Consider the following 17,409-nt stretch of genomic DNA (forward strand, 5'->3'; position numbering starts at 1 on the left):
TATGATTTATTTATTTTAAAATTACCAGATATAAACCCTTCACATTGTGACATTTGATATGTTTTTAAGTTTTCTGTAGTCTTATAATAAAAAGTAGTAATGTTAATGGAATTTTTCGTTTTACCGAGTTTGTAGACAGGAGCCGATGAAATTGTTTGAAAGAAGACAACCGATTCCAATAGGGGAAGCAGTTAAAAAAATAATGGAACACCAATTGGTTGGTGTAATGGAACAGGTACCGATTGAAGAAAGCTACGGTCGCTTTTTATCGGGAGACTTAGTGGCAACGAGCGATGTGCCTCATTTTGATCGGGCACCATATGATGGCTTCGCAGTAAGAGCTGTTGATACAAAGGAATCCTCACAAAATAATCCAACTGAGTTTGAAGTGATTGATCATATTGGGGCGGGTATGGTATCTAATAAAGCAGTTGGCCCGAACCAAGCTGTTAGAATCATGACAGGTGCGATGATGCCTACCGGAACCGATGCAGTTGTCATGTTTGAAGTGGCTCAAACACATGAGAAGAATGGCATCCCGTTTATGACAATTAAACGTAGCTTTAAACCGGGAGAAAATGTATCTTTTCGTGGAGAGGATGCCAAAGAAGGCGAGATTTTAGTAAAGCAAGGAACGTTAATAAATCCCGGTATCCAGGCGATGCTAGCCACATTCGGATATAAAAATGTCCCGGTGGCAAAAAAACCGCTAATTGGGCTATTTGCTACAGGAACTGAACTTTTAGAAGTAAATGAAAACTTGGTTCCGGGGAAAATTCGTAACAGCAATTCCCATATGATTGCTGCGCAAATTCATAGAGTTGGCGGGGCAGTTCATTACTATGGCAAGCTGCCGGATGAATTTGATACCTGTTTTGAGGCTGTTAAAAATGCATTAAATGAAGTTGATCTGTTAATTACAACAGGCGGCGTTTCGGTTGGAGACTTTGATTATCTTCCGGCTATTTATGAAAAGCTGGGTGCAGAGGTTTTATTTAATAAAGTTGCCATGAGGCCAGGAAGTGTTTCAACAGTTGCTCAGTACAATGGGAAAATTTTATTTGGTCTATCAGGAAACCCTTCTGCCTGCTATGTTGGCTTTGAACTGTTTGCACGCCCGATTATTCGGAGAATGCTTTTTTGCGAAAAACCGCATTTGCGAAAAGAAAAAGCGCAACTTGAGGTGGATTTCCCAAAAGCGAATCCTTTTACACGATTTGTAAGGGCCACAGTTTCAATTGAGAGTGGCAAACTGAAAGCATCTCCGAGCGGTCTCGATAAATCGAATATTATTATGAGCCTTTCCGGGGCTAATTCTTTGATGATTCTTCCAGGCGGAACCAGGGGATTTGAAGCGGGTACCGAAGTGGATGTCCTTTTGCTTGATGATCAAGTTGGCTGTGAGTGGCATTGGTAAAACCAGTTATATTTCAGGTGGTAGGATTTCAAAATAGCGGGAAGACTACTGTAATTTCGAAGCTAATCCAAACATTAAAAGAACACGGATTAAAGTCAGTTATAATAAAACATCACGGACATGGGGGCAAGCCGGAAGTTAGTCAGAAAAAGGATTCAGCTATGCATCTTGTCGCAGGAGCATATGCATCTATAGTTGAAGGTGATGGCAGGCTGATTTTGCAAGCTGAAAACTCAGAATGGGACCTGGAAGAGCAAATAAAGTTAATGGAGTTTTTTCAACCTGATGTTATTTTGATTGAAGGTTTTAAGCTAAAAAATTATCCCAAGCTATTGTTGTTAAGAGAAAGTAATGACCTTTCGTTATTAACAAAGGTCAGCAATGTAAAGGTGATTATGTATTGGAAGGATGAATTAAAAAGAAACTTGGAAGAACAAACCAATACTCCATTCTTCCACATTCAGGATAAGTTGGGAATGCTTTTGACTGTCCAATCAATAAAAAAAAATGTTCAAAAAATTGATTCAAAAAGTTAATAATATTGTCAAATCTGTTACATATATCACTGCAAAAATATTCACGTTCGTTAGAATACTAAGAGGGGATTATGTTTGGTCAGAAAAGGGAAAAGAGAAGGCGCGGGCAAGTGACAACAGCCCCTTAGGCCTTCTTTTTTATTTTCTTAACATGTGATATGTTTCACTTTTTTTTCAATGTCGCTAACTTATATTAAAAGTAGGCAACATAAAGGAGTGAAAGTGATGAAGTTATTTCTACCGAAACAACACGGTGCATGGGCCATGACCATAATCCCATTTTGGCTAGGGGTGATTAATGGGGGCTTTTTATGGATTCATATCCCATTTTTTATTGGCTGGCTGTTATTGTATTTGGCAACTTATCCGATGCTCCTATTATTCAAAAGAAAAAAAATCCCTTTTTATGCAAAATGGACTTTAATCTATATTATACCTGCATTGTTGTTATTGCTTTTCCCGCTTTTTCAAAGGCCTTCATTGGTTAAATTTGGCCTTTTAATGATTCCTTGTTTTATCATCAATGCATTTTATACTTCAAAAAATCAGGACCGTGCACTCATGAATGATATAAGTGCAATTTTCGCCTTTTCAATCATTGGATTAGCTAGCAGTTATTTACATACGGGTATCATAACCTTTGAATCAATCCTCATTTTTTGTGCATCTGTTTTATTCTTTCTAGGATGTACGTTTTTTGTTAAGACCATGATAAGGGAAAAAAAGAACGTTCAATTTAAATGGATTTCATGGGTTTTTCATTTATTATTATTAATCGTTTGGGTTACCCTTGGCTATTGGATTGTATTTATGGCTTTTTTTCCTAGTTTAGTGAGAGCCGTTGTTTTTTACGGAAAGCCATTATCGCCTAAACAAATTGGCATTTATGAAATTATCAATTCTGCAATCTTTTTTGTCATTATGGCAGTACAAGTAATTATTCTAAAATAAAAAAATCGGTCTTGAAAAGGACCGATTTTTTTATTTAGTGGGTAAACGGGCGCTTGCGCTTTTCTAGTTAATCAATTTTACAAATTTCCTTTGGGCAATCCTCACAATCAATTTCTCTTTTTAAATATTCAAGATCATGAATGGTAATGGAGCCTTTATCAATAGAAATGATATTTGCTTTACGTAACTCGCTAAGTAAACGGTTGACTACTTCTCGAGATGTGCCGCAAAAGTTGGCTAATTCTTGATTCGTTAATGGTAATTCAATCAAAATTCCGTGATTGGTTTTAATTCCAAAACTGTTGGTGATTCTTATTAATGTTGAATAAAGGGCACCTTTTTTTCCGTGAAGTACTAAGTCGCGAAACTTTGTTTGTGTTTTACGATATTGCTGGCTCATCCATTTCATGAATTCCAATGATAAAGAAAGGTTTTGCGCTAACATTTCTTCCAGTTCATCCTTCAAGATAACGGCTACTTCCCCGCTTTCAACTACACGTGCAGTTAATAAATATCGCTCCGACGGAGAAAATATATTTAATTCACCAATAAAATCTCCTCCGGAACACATTCTTAGCGTCAGTTCCCTTCCATCAGGAATAATTTTACTAATTTGAAGGATTCCGCTTTTGACAATATATAATTCATCTGCAATCGAACCTTCTTGAAAAAGAAAAGTGCCTTTTTCAATTTTCTTAATATGATGTACCATATCGAATAGATGAGTCAACGCTACAGGGATTTCCTCCACTGACTGCATGCTAATAACCACCTTTAAAGGGGCGAAATCAATCGCTAATTTGAATTTAAAAAATAAATGACAGTCAACGAAATTTGCAAGATATTACTATAATTATATTGTTAACGAAGAATATTTATCAATAAATGTGGAATAAATTCATACAATCGTCAAAAAGTAAAAATTTAATATCTATTTCATGGGCTAATCAGAATTTATTCCATAAATTCTGAGCGCATAAGGGCAACTACGCTTCTGTCTTCGCCTAACGGCTCGCCAATCAGCAAGTTTTCTTTAGAAATAATGTCGAATAGGGCATTAATATGCAGGATATTCCTTTAATGACTCACCTCGAAAAGGAAATAATAAAAAGGTACATGAAAAGGAGGAATAGGAATGGGACAAAACCGTCAGTTTAATTCAGGACAAAAGGCGCCAAATAATGGTGTATATATTGAAATTGGTGAAACAGGTGATGGTGTGAAAAACCCTCAAAAAATAAAACTCAAAGCCGGAGACGCATTTCCTGAGACATCAAATCATAACCGTAAATGGACTTATCAGCGGAAACCTTAATAAAATGGAAGAGAAAAAGTCATCCGGGCGGGATGGCTTTTTATATTTGAACCATAAACGGGGAATCGTTTATAATAGTAATAATAGGTCAAAAAAGGTCAAAAAGGAGTGAGGAAAAGTGGACTTAAACCGAATGACGGAACGATTACAAAACGGGATGATGGAAGCACAATCAATGGCTATTAAAAATAATCATCAAGAGGTTGATGAAACCCATTTATTTTTAGCACTTTTGGACCAAGAGGATAGCCTAATTGCTGCTATTTTAGAAAAAGCCGGATTGCCTTCCTCAAAAATTGAAAAAACATATCTGGAGGGCATGACAAAAAAACCTCAAGTTACAGGAAGCGGTGCCCTGCATGGAAAATTATATATTACAGCGAAGCTGCAAAGGATATTAGTAAGTGCAGAGGAATTTGCATCAAAGTTTTCCGATGATTTCTTATCAGTTGAACATGTTCTTTTAGCTTCAGCCTATTCAAATGAATCTGAGATGAAAAAAATATTAAAAATATATGGAAAGACACCTGAGAACATTTTACATGCGATTAAGGAAATAAGGGGGAACCAGAGAGTGACTTCACAAAACCCTGAGGCTGTTTATGATGCACTTAATAAATACGGGAGGGACCTTGTAGCTGAAGTAAAAGCAGGAAAAATGGATCCGGTTATCGGCAGGGATTCTGAAATACGCCATGTGATTAGGATTTTATCCAGAAAAACAAAAAATAATCCTGTTCTAATCGGTGAACCGGGCGTAGGGAAAACAGCTATCGTAGAAGGGCTTGCCCAAAGAATTGTAAGAAAAGATGTACCGGAAGGACTGAAAGATAAAACCATTTTCTCATTAGACATGAGTGCGTTAATTGCCGGAGCAAAATTCAGAGGTGAATTTGAAGAAAGATTAAAAGCTGTCTTAAATGAAGTTAAAAAAAGCGAAGGTAAAATTTTGCTATTTATCGATGAGCTTCATACCATCGTAGGTGCAGGTAAAATGGAAGGAGCAATGGATGCAGGCAATATGTTAAAACCGATGCTTGCACGAGGGGAGCTACATTGTATCGGTGCGACTACGCTTGATGAACACCGGAAATATATTGAAAAAGACCCGGCACTCGAACGCAGGTTTCAACAAGTCCTCGTTCAGGAACCGAATGTTGAAGATACGATTTCCATATTACGAGGCTTAAAAGAACGGTTTGAAGTTCATCATGGTGTAAAAATTCATGATCATGCACTTGTAGCTGCTGCTACTCTATCAGATCGGTATATTACAGATCGATTCCTTCCCGATAAAGCGATTGATTTAGTTGATGAAGCATGTGCACTTGTTCGTACAGAAATTGATTCAATGCCGACTGAGTTGGATGAAGTAACACGGAGGGTTATGCAATTAGAAATCGAGGAGGCGGCATTAAGGAAAGAGCAGGATGAAGGAAGCAAACAAAGGCTTGAAACACTTTTAAAAGAACTTGCTGATTTAAAAGAAGTGGCAAATGCGATGAAAGCAAGATGGATGCATGAAAAGCAGAGCATTCAAAAATTGCAGGAAAAAAGAGAACAACTTGAAAAACTTCGAAGGGAATTGCAACAGGCTGAGGATCAGTACGATTTAAATCGTGCGGCTGAACTTCGCCACGGCCAAATTCCTTTAGCAGAAAAAGAACTAAGAGAGTTGGAAACAATCACTGTAAAGGGTGAGCGTTTGCTTCGTGAGGAAGTAACCGGAGAAGAAATATCTAATATCGTTTCACGATGGACAGGAATCCCGCTATCAAAATTAGTAGAAGGTGAAAGAGAAAAGCTTTTGAAATTGGAATCACTTTTGCATCAGAGGGTTATCGGTCAGAATGAAGCAGTGCAATTGGTATCGGATGCAGTGTTACGAGCACGCGCCGGTATTAAAGATCCGAACAGACCAATCGGTTCCTTTCTATTTCTGGGACCCACAGGTGTTGGGAAAACAGAACTGGCAAAAGCTCTGGCAGAGTCTTTATTTGATAGTGAAGAACAGATGATTCGGATTGATATGTCTGAGTATATGGAAAAATTTTCAGTTTCAAGGTTGATTGGGGCTCCCCCGGGTTATGTTGGATATGAAGAGGGCGGGCAACTAACCGAAGCTGTGAGGAGAAGGCCTTATTCTGTTATATTGATGGATGAAATTGAAAAAGCACATCCGGAAGTATTTAATATCTTATTACAAGCACTTGATGACGGAAGAATAACCGATTCTCAAGGAAGAATCGTGGACTTTAAAAATACTGTAATTATCATGACATCTAATATAGGGTCGCAATTTTTGCTGGAGACAAGCGAAAATGAAATTGAGATTAGTGAGAACACAAAGGAAATGGTTTTACATCAATTAAGAGGGCATTTCCGACCTGAATTTTTAAATAGGATTGATGAAACAATCATGTTTAAGCCTTTATCACTTGAAGAAATAAAGTCAATTGTTGTAAAGTTGTTAATTGACCTGGAGAATAGACTAAAGGAACAACATATTGAAATTTCTATAAGTGAAGAAGCAAAGGAATATATCGCTGTAAACGGCTTTGACCCAATTTATGGAGCAAGACCCTTGAAACGATATTTACAAAGAAATATTGAAACCAAACTCGCGCGGGAACTAATTGCCGGAAAAGTACATGATCATTCCAGAGTAGAAATAACAGTAGAATATAACGAATTAAGGTTAAAAATACAATAATCCCAGGAGCGGGGGAATGTTTATTCATTAGAAAAGGTCATCCCTGCTGCAGGATGACCTTTTCATAAACATTAATGATGTTCAACTGGTTCATTTGGAATCAAAGTTGAGACAATGAATACCAAAATGGTTACAACAACGGATAAAATGGCGCCGGTTTTAAAATCAAAAGCAGTACCAATCATAGAACTTACTACGTAAGTTAGCATTTCTACAAGAAGAAAAGACCAGAAAAAAGTCCAAAAGTATCGCACTATTTTTCACCTCTAACCTAATTTACATCTTTTTTCATAATACCATATGTTTTTAAAATAGAAAACGGCAAATTCGTCTTTTATTAATACGTGCGCGAAAATGCTCAAAAAACGCGTAATAATTGAAAAATAAAAATGGGCAATTTGCCTTTCATCTTTTGTGAAATGACATACATTATTTTGAGGAAATATGTAAAAGGAGATTTATCTATGGAAAACCGGAATTTTCAGATGGATACGGAGTGGAATATCATCCATTACCCTGAAAAGCCCACAGGATTTGGAATTTTAATTATCGGAGATGAAAGGCATTTTGTGGACGAGAATAAATGTTTTTGGTCGCAAAATGAAGGGAAGCTGGCCATAATCAATCAATTAAAAGAAACAGGGTACACCATATTTTCCTCAAATCTTTATGGGCGCCATTGGGGTAGTGAGAGTGCAGTCGAGCTGGCACAAAAACTATATCACCATGTGATACGAAGTGAAATTCTAAATAATAAAATTCATATTTTAGCTGAAGGAATGGGAGCGCTAATCGCCGTAAAATTAATGGAAAAAATGAAGGGAAATCTAAGGTCTGTTATTTTGTTAAATCCGATACTTTCCTTAAAGCATCATTTAGAACAGGAAAAAGAGCATAAGTTTTTTTATAAAAAAGTTATGAAGGAAATAGCGGTTTCCTATCACAAGGAGCAAGGAAAGCTTGAAAGCGATATATTTAGCATGGAGGATTCGGTCACACTTGACTTTGGAATTTCCGTCAAAATATGCCATGTTTTGTCCGGAGGAAAAGCATATAATCAATCGAAGCTGATACAAAAAATGGTAGGAAATATCGATAAAATCGAAACGAGTTATATCCTCCCTGAAAAAAAACAGCAATTGGGCAGAATGATTATTAAATTTTTCAAAAGCCATGAAGCTGTACTATAATCTGCTCCCTCCCCAGAAAGAAATAATTCCAATTGAAACCGCATAGGATTCATTAAGGAATGATTGGGGAGGAATTTAATATGGACAAGGCAATTATTTTTGGTGTGTTTGATTTTGTAGGTTTTCATGCATGTAAAACTTTTCTTGAAAAAGGAATAGAGGTAAAAGGCATTCATGTTGAGAATATCGAAAAAATAGCTTTTCCGGAAGAAAAAAGGCTCGAAATCGGACGGAATGCAAATTTTGAAGAACAATCTTTTTTGGAATGGGCTCAAGCTATTGAGCAAGAAAAACCAAATAATATGATTATTTTTTCTCTATACGATTTTTTTATGGATTATACCGAAGCAGTTTTGAAAAAAGCAGCAATTATTAGACCGATTCTTCAATATTTAGAACGGAATAAAAGTAGGAGCGAAGCAATTGTATTTATTCTTCCAATCCAAATGCTTACAAGGTCACTTAATTCTCAAGCACTAATTGATATCAAAGAATTTTTAGATCAAACAATAAATGTTGGCGGTAATATTCAGTTAATTTATGTCCCTGCAATTTATGGACCCTGGCAGCCAAAAACTTTCCTTTTTCAGCAAACCATTTTATCAAAAATTAGTAGGGGTGAAGAAATAAAAGGGATTAGAGAAGTGACTATTGATGCACTATTTATAGAGGATGCTATTGAAACGATGAATGAAATTATGGAATCAAAGAAACCGGGTAAATATTTGATTGAAAGTGGGAAAAAAAATCAATGGGACGCATGCGCAGCATTTTTAAATATTGATGAAAAACTTATATCCCTACACGAACATGGATCAATAACAGTTGATAATGAATTGCTAAAAGTTCCACTTAGAAAAGTAACTTCTGTATCAGATTCACTTTCAAAACAAATTGAACATACACAACGATTATACGATAATATTATAAACTAGCTTGGGCCCCGCAATAATTTTCATGCGGGTTTTTTATCGGTTTAGGCAATTTGTCTGGTGGTAATATTATGCAAATAATGGAAGTTAAGGGAAATTATCTTTCCATTTTCGCCGTCACAAGGTAGAATAAAGTGGCATAAACGGTTTTTAGATTGTTCATTTTATCGAATATAACGAAGGAATTTTGTTATGGGTACGGTCGCAGCAAGAAGGAGATGCATTTAATGCAAAACCGTAGTCTTCTTTCACTAATGGACTATACTGACCTAAAGAAATTAGGTTGTCCTTTAAAATCATAGAATAGATTAACCGATTTTAATTTTCCATTATTATATTGTTCTTTATTCGGAAAATGAACAAACAAATTGAAAAATATAAGGAAACCGGAAAGTTGCCGCAATAAGAATAAAAAGGAGATACATATGAACAATCAAGATAAATCATTTCAATTTATGGCGTTGGCTATGAAGTATTTACCGGAAGCAAAGGAGCAATTAGATAAAGCCGGAGTTGAATTATCTATGGACTTAATTCAGCCATTTATGGACCTTTTTACGAAGGTAATGCAAGAAGCCTATGAACTGGGTCTCGAAGATGCCCGTAAAGAATTAAATCAATAATAATAGGAAAAAGCTGCTCAGGGCAGCTTATTTTTTTTCAAAAGTTGTTCAACTAAAGGATAGGCCTTTTTAAATAATGGTTTTAAGTTACTTGCGGAATCAATTAGTGAATCGATATTTATCATTAGTTCCTCAAAATCAATTGAGGGTTGAGATGGATTGGCAGTTGGCTGTGTGGCCGTTTTTTCATTATCTCTCTTGGAACCAAACATTAAACGATTAAACCGATCTCTACCATCCTGTTCATTTAGCCTATGGTTCTCTTCCATTACCATTAATTCTCCTTTTTCTTTTTCCTTTATTTAGTTTATGATTTTTTAAATAAAATGAATGGACAATAGCGGATGATAATTGTGGATAAAATAGTTGCTTATATCCTGTTTTATTTGATAAAATTAGTACCAAGTCATAATAATTGATAATAACCTTTAGAACCATAGAGAATGTATTTCAAATGACAAAAGGAGATGGCTGTAATGAGAGCTGGGATTGTAGGGATAGGGAGATATTTACCGGAAAAGATCGTGACCAATGCTGACCTAGAGAAAATAATGGACACTTCAGATGAATGGATTCGGTCGAGAACAGGTATCGAAGAACGCAGAATTGCCGAGGATAATATTGATACGTCCGATATGGCTTTTGAAGCAGCAAAAAACGCCATAGAAAATGCCGGAATTACACCTATGGATATCGATTTAATTCTAGTCGCAACCGTTACGCCAGACAGTCCTTTTCCTTCTATTGCATGTAGGATTCAAGAACGGTTAGGTGCAAAAAAAGCGGCGGCAATGGATATTAGTGCAGCCTGTGCTGGTTTTATGTACGGTATAGTTACTGCGAAACAATTTATTGAAACTCAAGTTTATAAACATATCCTCGTAGTTGGCGTTGAAAAACTTTCAAAAATTACAGACTGGTCCGATCGAAATACTGCAGTTTTATTTGGTGATGGAGCCGGAGCAGTAATCATCGGCAATGTTTCAGATAACCGCGGAATACTTGCTTTTGAGCTCGGTGCAGATGGTACAGGAGCAAAACATCTTTACCAAGACGAATATATTATCATGAACGGACGAGAAGTATTTAAATTTGCTGTACGGCAAATGGGAGAAAGCTGCGTTAATGTACTCGAAAAGGCTGGTTTATCAAAAGAGGATGTTGATTTTCTAATCCCGCATCAAGCCAATATCCGCATTATGGAGGCTTCTAGACAAAGATTAGAGTTGCCTGTTGAAAAAATGTCGAAAACTGTCCATAAATACGGAAATACTTCTGCTGCATCCATCCCAATTTCGATTGTTGAAGAGCTAGAAGCGGGAAAAATCAAAGATGATGATGTCATTGTCATGGTTGGATTCGGCGGTGGATTGACCTGGGGTGCAATCGCCATTCGCTGGGGAAAATAAAGAGACTTTTTTATATAAATAATGACATAGGATTTTTAGATAGAAAAAGGAGTTGTAGGACATGGAAAAACGCAGGGTTGTGGTAACAGGTCTTGGAGCGGTGACTCCCCTTGGAAATGACGTTGAAACCACGTGGAAAAATATTATTGAAGGAAAATCAGGGATTGGACCATTAACAAGAGTAAATGCCGATGAATACCCCGCAAAAGTATCTGCAGAATTAAAAGACTTTAATACGGAAAGTTTTATGGATAGAAAAGAAGCAAGAAAAATGGATCGTTTCACGCAATATGCTGTTGCCTCAGCAATAATGGCAGTGAAAGATGCGAATCTCACTATTAACGAAGAAAATTCACATCGTGTCGGTGTATGGATTGGTTCGGGCATCGGCGGGATGGAAACCTTCGAAGAGCAATATGAAATTTTCCAAAAAAGAGGGTATCGCAGGGTAAGTCCTTTCTTTGTCCCAATGTTGATTCCGGATATGGCAACAGGCCAGGTTTCAATTACTCTTGGAGCGAGAGGTTTCAATTCTTGTACGGTAACCGCTTGTGCAACCGGAACAAACTCAATAGGGGATGCTTTTAAAGTTATTCAGCGAGGCGATGCTGATGCCATGATAACAGGCGGGGCAGAAGCACCGATTACAAAAATGTCTGTAGCCGGTTTTTGTGCCAATACTGCATTATCAACAAATCCGGATCCAAAAACAGCTAGCAGGCCATTCGATAAAAATCGCGATGGATTTGTTATTGGCGAAGGTGCAGGGATTGTTGTACTCGAGGAATTAGAACACGCCCTAGCGCGCGGTGCAAAAATCTACGGAGAAATTATCGGATATGGTGCAACAGGTGACGCCTACCATATCACAGCACCGGCACCGGGCGGTGAAGGCGGAGCCCGGGCAATGAAAATGGCCATAAATGATAGCGGATTAAAGCCTGAGGATATCGATTATATTAACGCGCACGGTACAAGTACAGAGTACAACGATAAGTTTGAGACACTTGCAGTAAAAGAAGTATTTGGAGAGCATGCTTATAAGCTGGCAATGAGCTCCACGAAATCAATGACCGGTCATCTTCTCGGTGCCGCGGGAGGTGTCGAAGCCATTTTTACATTACTGGCTATGAGAGACAGCATTCTTCCTCCTACGATCAATTACGAAACACCTGACCCTGATTGTGATCTGGATTATGTACCCAATGTATCCCGTCAAAAAGAAATCAAAGCTGCAATGAGCAATTCATTAGGTTTCGGCGGACATAATGCAACCATCGTATTCAAAAAATATGAGTAATAAGAAAAGCGGAGGCGACCGTTTAGCGGAGTACACTAGTCGCTGGGGGCTCTTCCGAAGCTTACTCTTGTGGAGCTAGACAGTTATCATAGTTCAAAAATTTATATTTTCTTTTCACATAAAAAATCGACCGGGCTTCCGCTTGGTCGATTTTTTAGTGGTTAAAAATATATCTCCCAATATCTTTAGAACCACTCCAAAAACAATACATAAAATATTCAACAGGAGAAATATGCAAAAATGGAGTGAGAATATGGGAGTCATTCAAACGGATCAATGGTTGAAAGTGGAGTTTGATCGTCCAACAGAAATTTGTGAAAAGCTCCTTCCATATTTTAAGGGGCAAAATGCAAACGAAATTTACAATCAATTAATGAAATTTGGCATGTATCGTCCATCAAGGTCTTCTAAAATGAATTTAGATAGAATGATAGAACAAAAAGTATGGAAAAATGCAGACCAACTATTCCAACATTATAAAAACAAATGGGCCGGTCCCGACATCCCTATCTTTCTATTTCCATTAGATCGAGGAAGAGGTTTATTTTTTAGACAGGAAAGTAATAAATCGGGTGTTTCATATCCGGATAAAATGTTTTTATTTCTTTCAGATGTTGATGATACTAAAGAATTGGAAGCATTACTTGTCCATGAGTATCATCATGTATGCAGGTTAAAGATGCTAAATAAAAAAATGGAAGAATACACATTATTGGATTCTATTATCATTGAAGGTTTGGCTGAGTATGCAGTATTAAAAAATTGCGGCAGCGAATATTTAGCAAAATGGTGCAGTATATATACAAAAAAGGATTTAATAAGCTTATGGGATAAATATTTAAAAAGTCATTTAAGTAAGAGAAAAAATGAAAGAGCTCATGACAATCTCTTATTCGGCGAGGGAAGAATTCCGAAGTTGCTAGGATATGCAGCAGGCTTTGCCATTGTAGAAAATTATTATAAGAACCATACTTATTCTACAAAACTTTCGTTTTCAATTCCTGCTTCTAAATTTTTGGAAGGAAGTAATGAGTTTGGTTAAATAGGCCTATTAAAATTAGGCTTTTTTTAATCTAAAATGTATGGAAATTACCATTTTGTGAAAAACTCTTGCAATTGTAACAATTCCGTAATAGAATTCTGTGTGAATATATTGAATTTACTGAATAATTAAAAAGTAAGAAGGTGTACGATGAGCACAAAAATTTCTCAACTCAAAGAGGCACCATTGCTCGAAATAACAAATTTAGAGACTGCTTTTAACATTGATGGAAAAGATTATAATGCAGTAGATAATGTTTCTTTCAAGGTAAAACCCGGACAAATTGTTGGTATAGTCGGTGAGTCCGGTTGTGGAAAATCAGTTCTAAGCCTTTCTATCATTCAATTGCTGCCAAAAGGAATTGGAAAATTAAAATCAGGCGAAATTATTTTTGATGGAGTTAATCTTGAGAAAATGTCCGAATTTCAAATCAATAAAATTCGCGGAAGAGATATTTCAATAATTTTCCAAGAACCAATGACCTCGCTAAACCCAGTTTTTTCAATCGGTTTTCAACTCCAAGAAGTATTTTTCAATCATTTGAAAATTTCCAAATCAGAAGCTCGCAAGAAAAGTATAGCGATATTAAAAAGTGTTGGCATCTCCCGACCTGAAAAAATCGTAGATGATTACCCACACCAATTGTCAGGGGGGATGAGACAACGGGTTATGATTGCGATGGCTATTGCCTGCCATCCCAGACTATTAATTGCTGATGAACCAACTACTGCCCTCGATGTAACCGTTCAAGCACAAATCCTCGATCTCTTAAAAGATATTCAAAAAAAAAATGATATGTCAGTCATTCTAATAACCCACGATTTAGGTGTAGTAGCTGAAATGTGTGATGAAGTAATCGTCATGTATGCCGGAAAAATTGTGGAACGAACAGATGTCGATACACTGTTTTATAATCCTAAACATCCTTATACGACCTTATTATTGGGGGCTATCCCTAAAATGAATGTAGAGGAAGCAAGGCTAAGCACCATCCAAGGTATTGTCCCCTCTCTTACCAACATGCCACCGGTTGGATGTCGTTTTGCTAATCGTTGTCCAAAGGTGATGCCAGAATGTTATACCAAAACCCCTATTCTTGCTGATGTTGAACAAGGTCATGAAGTAGCCTGTTTACTTTATAAAGCAAGTAAACCAAGAGAAGGGGTGAACTAATGGGTATTACAACAGATCACAGTCGAAAAAGTCATTTGTCCTCTCAATCTGAAAATCTTCTGGAAATACATAATTTGAAAACATATTACCCCGTTAAAGGGGGGTTTTTTAAACACACGGTTGGGGACGTAAAGGCAGTCGATAATATTTCTTTTGAGATTAAAAGAGGGGAAACTCTTGGACTTGTTGGTGAGTCAGGTTGCGGGAAATCGACTGCCGGAAGGACGATTCTCAGGTTATTAAAACCGACAGAAGGAAAGATTATCTTCGATGGAATAGATATTACTAATCTATCAGGAAAATCACTTAGAGGAATTCGTAAAGATTTACAGATGGTGTTTCAAGACCCTTACGCATCACTAAATCCGATGCAGATGGTAGGGGACATCATTGCTGAGCCCATTTATAACTTTACTAAGAAAAGCAGGGCGGAATTAAAAAAGGAAGTAATAGATTTATTAGAAAAGGTAGGTCTGCCAGAGGATTCATATTTTAAATACGCACATGAATTTTCCGGTGGACAGCGTCAAAGAATTGGAATTGCCCGTGCCTTGGCGCTAAGACCAAAATTTATTATAGCTGATGAGCCGGTTTCTGCCCTTGACGTTTCTGTTCAATCACAGGTTTTAAATCTATTAAAAGATTTACAGGAAGTATTTGAATTAACCTTCTTATTTATCGCTCACGACCTAAGTGTAGTCAAACATATGAGTGACCGCATTGGTGTTATGTATTTAGGTAACATGGCAGAGATTGCGGAGAAAGCCTGCCTTTATGCAGAACCTCTACATCCATATACACAAGCATTAATTTCAGCGATTCCCACACAGGACCCACGCCAAAAGAAGGAAAGGATCATTCTAAAGGGAGATGTGCCTAGCCCATTAAATCCACCAACCGGTTGCCCTTTTCACCCGCGTTGTCACATGGCGATAGAAGAATGTTCAAAACATAAACCCGTATTAAAAGAGGTCAAGTCTTCACATCGGGTTGCCTGCCACCTTTACTAAATAGAAAAAATAAAAGCTAATAGGGGGAAACGAATGAAAAAAAGAAGTATGCTCTTACTGACTGTTGTTACCTTAATACTTTCAATTTTTTTAGCAGCTTGCAGCAACAACAAAACAAGTTCCATGAAAACAGAAGGTACCAAGAACGGCCAACCATCCGATAAGCCAAAGGACGGAGGGACACTTGTATATTCGCTGGACTCTGCACCAGAAGGTAAATTTAATTTTAGTTTCTACGGAACTGATTCCGATGCCCAAGTTATTGATTTCTTTGATGAAAATTTAATCAAATTTGATAACAAATTAAAGCCACAGCCAAATATCGCTTCATGGGAAACAAAAGATAACAAAGTATATAATTTCACGATCAAAAAAGGTGTTAAATGGCAAAATGGTGAAGAGTTATCTGTGAAAGACTGGGAATTTGCTTTAAAAGTAATTGCTGACAAGGATTATGATGGGCCCCGTTATGCAAACGTTCAAAATATACAAGGTGTTCCAGACTATCATGAAAAGAAGACTAATAAAATCGAAGGTATTAAAGTAATAGATGATGATCATATCCAAATTACTTTTGATAAAGCCCGCGTTAATAACTTGGAAAACCTTTGGACGTACGCTATGTCACGTAAAGAATTTCAAGGTGTCGCGGTTAAAGATATGATGTCGTCAAAACAAGTACGGACGAACCCTATTGGATTAGGACCATATAAGGTAACCAAGATTGTTCCGGGTGAATCCGTTGAGATGACGCGTTTTGATGATTATTTTGGAGGTAAACCGCATATTGAAAAAATCATTTTGAAAGTAATCGACCCATCTTTAACTGTGGGCGAGCTTAAAAATGGCACACTTGATATGACATCCTTCCATCCAAGTATTATTGATCAAGTTTCAGCACTTCCTAATGTTAATGCGATTAAATATCCCGGTTTAAGCTACTATTATGTTGGTTTCAAATTAGGAAACTGGGATGGAAAGAAGAATGTCATGAACGAACCTAAATTCCAGGACGTTTTGCTTCGTGAAGCCATGTACTATGCGATTAATCGTGAGGAATGGGTAAAAGCATTCTTCTTTGGAGTTGGGAAACCAGTGAATCGCCCAGTGCCAACAAACCACTGGATTGCTGCTGATAACAAAGATCTTGAACAGTATAAATACGATCCTAAAAAAGCAAAAGAATTATTGGATAAGGCAGGATTTAAAGACGTTGACGGCGATGGTTTCCGTGAAGACCCTAACGGTAAGAAATTTGTTATCAACTTTAGCCACTATCAAACGCAAAATCCAACATTTGAGGCTCGTGCGAAAGCATTGACACAATATTGGGAAGCAGTGGGCTTGAAAACGAAGCTTGTGATGACGGATGCCAATCTTTACTACGATATGCTTGACAAGTCAGACAAGTCAATGGAAGTATTTTTTGGCGGATGGTCAACCGGCTCAGATCCGGATCCATCTCCACTTTGGAAATCTGATGCAGTATGGAATTATGCCCGCTGGGTAAATGCAGATAGTGATAAATTGTTGGTTCAAGCAACAGATATGAGTATAGTTGGCACCGACGCGAAAAAACGGAAAGATATATATGTAGAGTGGCAAAAGTTATTCATGAAAGAGCTGCCTGTTTTACCGATTGCCGAGCTTGAAGAAACAATGGCAGTTAACAAGCGTGTCCATGGAGTTAGCTTCGACGTTTCAGGTAAAAACCGACCAAATAATTGGTGGATTCAGTAAAATCAAAGCATGCAATCTACCATTAAACTATGTTAAATATACAAATGCTATCAACTGT

Annotated in this window: 17 protein-coding genes; 14 read left to right on the plus strand and 3 right to left on the minus strand. The window is 37.2% G+C overall.

Annotated features, from left to right (window positions below; translation table 11 throughout):
• Positions 1–151: 151 nt before the first annotated feature.
• The 3 genes from J2S10_RS06540 to J2S10_RS06550 all read left to right on the plus strand — a co-directional run bounded on the left by J2S10_RS06540 (position 152) and on the right by J2S10_RS06550 (position 2,904).
• Positions 152–1,417, plus strand: a complete 1,266-nt coding sequence (locus tag J2S10_RS06540; protein WP_307405637.1) for a molybdopterin molybdotransferase MoeA — start codon at positions 152–154, stop codon at positions 1,415–1,417.
• Positions 1,405–1,953 carry a molybdopterin-guanine dinucleotide biosynthesis protein B gene (mobB, locus tag J2S10_RS06545; RefSeq protein ID WP_307405638.1) on the plus strand — a complete coding sequence of 183 codons (549 nt, stop codon included), beginning with the start codon at positions 1,405–1,407 and terminating at the stop codon, positions 1,951–1,953. The genes J2S10_RS06540 and mobB overlap by 13 nt, the downstream gene beginning before the upstream one ends.
• Positions 1,954–2,178: 225 nt before the next feature.
• Positions 2,179–2,904, plus strand: coding sequence for a YwiC-like family protein (locus J2S10_RS06550; RefSeq protein WP_307405639.1), 726 nt, complete (start codon positions 2,179–2,181; stop codon positions 2,902–2,904).
• A 67-nt stretch (positions 2,905–2,971) separates the two neighbouring features.
• Here the strand turns inward: J2S10_RS06550 and J2S10_RS06555 are convergent, their stop codons facing one another.
• Positions 2,972–3,616 (minus strand): Crp/Fnr family transcriptional regulator, encoded by a 645-nt coding sequence (locus J2S10_RS06555; RefSeq protein WP_307406756.1) that lies wholly within the window; start codon positions 3,614–3,616, stop codon positions 2,972–2,974.
• A gap of 423 nt (positions 3,617–4,039) precedes the next feature.
• On the opposite strand from J2S10_RS06555, the gene J2S10_RS06560 reads away from it, so the two are divergent.
• Together J2S10_RS06560 and clpB are read left to right on the plus strand one after the other, a co-directional pair.
• The gene (locus tag J2S10_RS06560; RefSeq protein ID WP_307405640.1) at positions 4,040–4,219 is read left to right on the plus strand and encodes a YjzC family protein; all 180 of its coding nucleotides are present in this window, start codon (positions 4,040–4,042) and stop codon (positions 4,217–4,219) included.
• A gap of 118 nt (positions 4,220–4,337) precedes the next feature.
• Positions 4,338–6,932, plus strand: coding sequence for an ATP-dependent chaperone ClpB (gene clpB / locus J2S10_RS06565; RefSeq protein ID WP_307405641.1), 2,595 nt, complete (start codon positions 4,338–4,340; stop codon positions 6,930–6,932).
• A gap of 71 nt (positions 6,933–7,003) precedes the next feature.
• Here clpB and J2S10_RS06570 read toward each other — a convergent pair whose 3' ends face one another.
• Positions 7,004–7,186 (minus strand): YjzD family protein, encoded by a 183-nt coding sequence (locus J2S10_RS06570; protein ID WP_307405642.1) that lies wholly within the window; start codon positions 7,184–7,186, stop codon positions 7,004–7,006.
• A 210-nt stretch (positions 7,187–7,396) separates the two neighbouring features.
• Between J2S10_RS06570 and J2S10_RS06575 the strand changes: the two genes are divergently transcribed.
• The 3 genes from J2S10_RS06575 to J2S10_RS06585 all read left to right on the plus strand — a co-directional run bounded on the left by J2S10_RS06575 (position 7,397) and on the right by J2S10_RS06585 (position 9,677).
• Positions 7,397–8,122 (plus strand): hydrolase, encoded by a 726-nt coding sequence (locus J2S10_RS06575; protein WP_307405644.1) that lies wholly within the window; start codon positions 7,397–7,399, stop codon positions 8,120–8,122.
• 80 nt (positions 8,123–8,202) lie between these two features.
• Positions 8,203–9,057 (plus strand): hypothetical protein, encoded by an 855-nt coding sequence (locus tag J2S10_RS06580; protein WP_307405647.1) that lies wholly within the window; start codon positions 8,203–8,205, stop codon positions 9,055–9,057.
• A 422-nt stretch (positions 9,058–9,479) separates the two neighbouring features.
• A complete protein-coding gene (locus J2S10_RS06585) occupies positions 9,480–9,677 on the plus strand; it encodes a ComZ family protein (RefSeq protein WP_307405649.1) in 198 nt (65 codons plus the stop codon).
• A gap of 17 nt (positions 9,678–9,694) precedes the next feature.
• Here the strand turns inward: J2S10_RS06585 and J2S10_RS06590 are convergent, their stop codons facing one another.
• Positions 9,695–9,946, minus strand: a complete 252-nt coding sequence (locus tag J2S10_RS06590) for a hypothetical protein (RefSeq protein ID WP_307405651.1) — start codon at positions 9,944–9,946, stop codon at positions 9,695–9,697.
• Between the two features lie 207 nt (positions 9,947–10,153).
• Here J2S10_RS06590 and J2S10_RS06595 point away from each other — a divergent pair, with 207 nt between their 5' ends.
• From J2S10_RS06595 to opp4A, 6 genes are all read left to right on the plus strand, one after another.
• Complete coding sequence (locus tag J2S10_RS06595; RefSeq protein ID WP_307405653.1) at positions 10,154–11,086, plus strand: beta-ketoacyl-ACP synthase III; 933 nt, start codon at positions 10,154–10,156, stop codon at positions 11,084–11,086.
• Between the two features lie 61 nt (positions 11,087–11,147).
• Positions 11,148–12,386: a beta-ketoacyl-ACP synthase II gene (fabF, locus tag J2S10_RS06600; protein WP_307405654.1), complete on the plus strand. Its 1,239-nt coding sequence runs from the start codon at positions 11,148–11,150 to the stop codon at positions 12,384–12,386.
• A gap of 232 nt (positions 12,387–12,618) precedes the next feature.
• Positions 12,619–13,428, plus strand: a complete 810-nt coding sequence (locus tag J2S10_RS06605) for a DUF2268 domain-containing putative Zn-dependent protease (protein ID WP_307405656.1) — start codon at positions 12,619–12,621, stop codon at positions 13,426–13,428.
• Between the two features lie 150 nt (positions 13,429–13,578).
• The gene (locus tag J2S10_RS06610; protein ID WP_307405658.1) at positions 13,579–14,601 is read left to right on the plus strand and encodes an ABC transporter ATP-binding protein; all 1,023 of its coding nucleotides are present in this window, start codon (positions 13,579–13,581) and stop codon (positions 14,599–14,601) included.
• A complete protein-coding gene (locus J2S10_RS06615) occupies positions 14,601–15,611 on the plus strand; it encodes an ABC transporter ATP-binding protein (RefSeq protein ID WP_307405663.1) in 1,011 nt (336 codons plus the stop codon). The genes J2S10_RS06610 and J2S10_RS06615 overlap by 1 nt, the downstream gene beginning before the upstream one ends.
• A gap of 33 nt (positions 15,612–15,644) precedes the next feature.
• The gene (gene opp4A / locus J2S10_RS06620) at positions 15,645–17,351 is read left to right on the plus strand and encodes an oligopeptide ABC transporter substrate-binding protein (protein WP_307405665.1); all 1,707 of its coding nucleotides are present in this window, start codon (positions 15,645–15,647) and stop codon (positions 17,349–17,351) included.
• Positions 17,352–17,409 lie beyond the last annotated feature (58 nt).

Source organism: Neobacillus ginsengisoli, assembly GCF_030813055.1.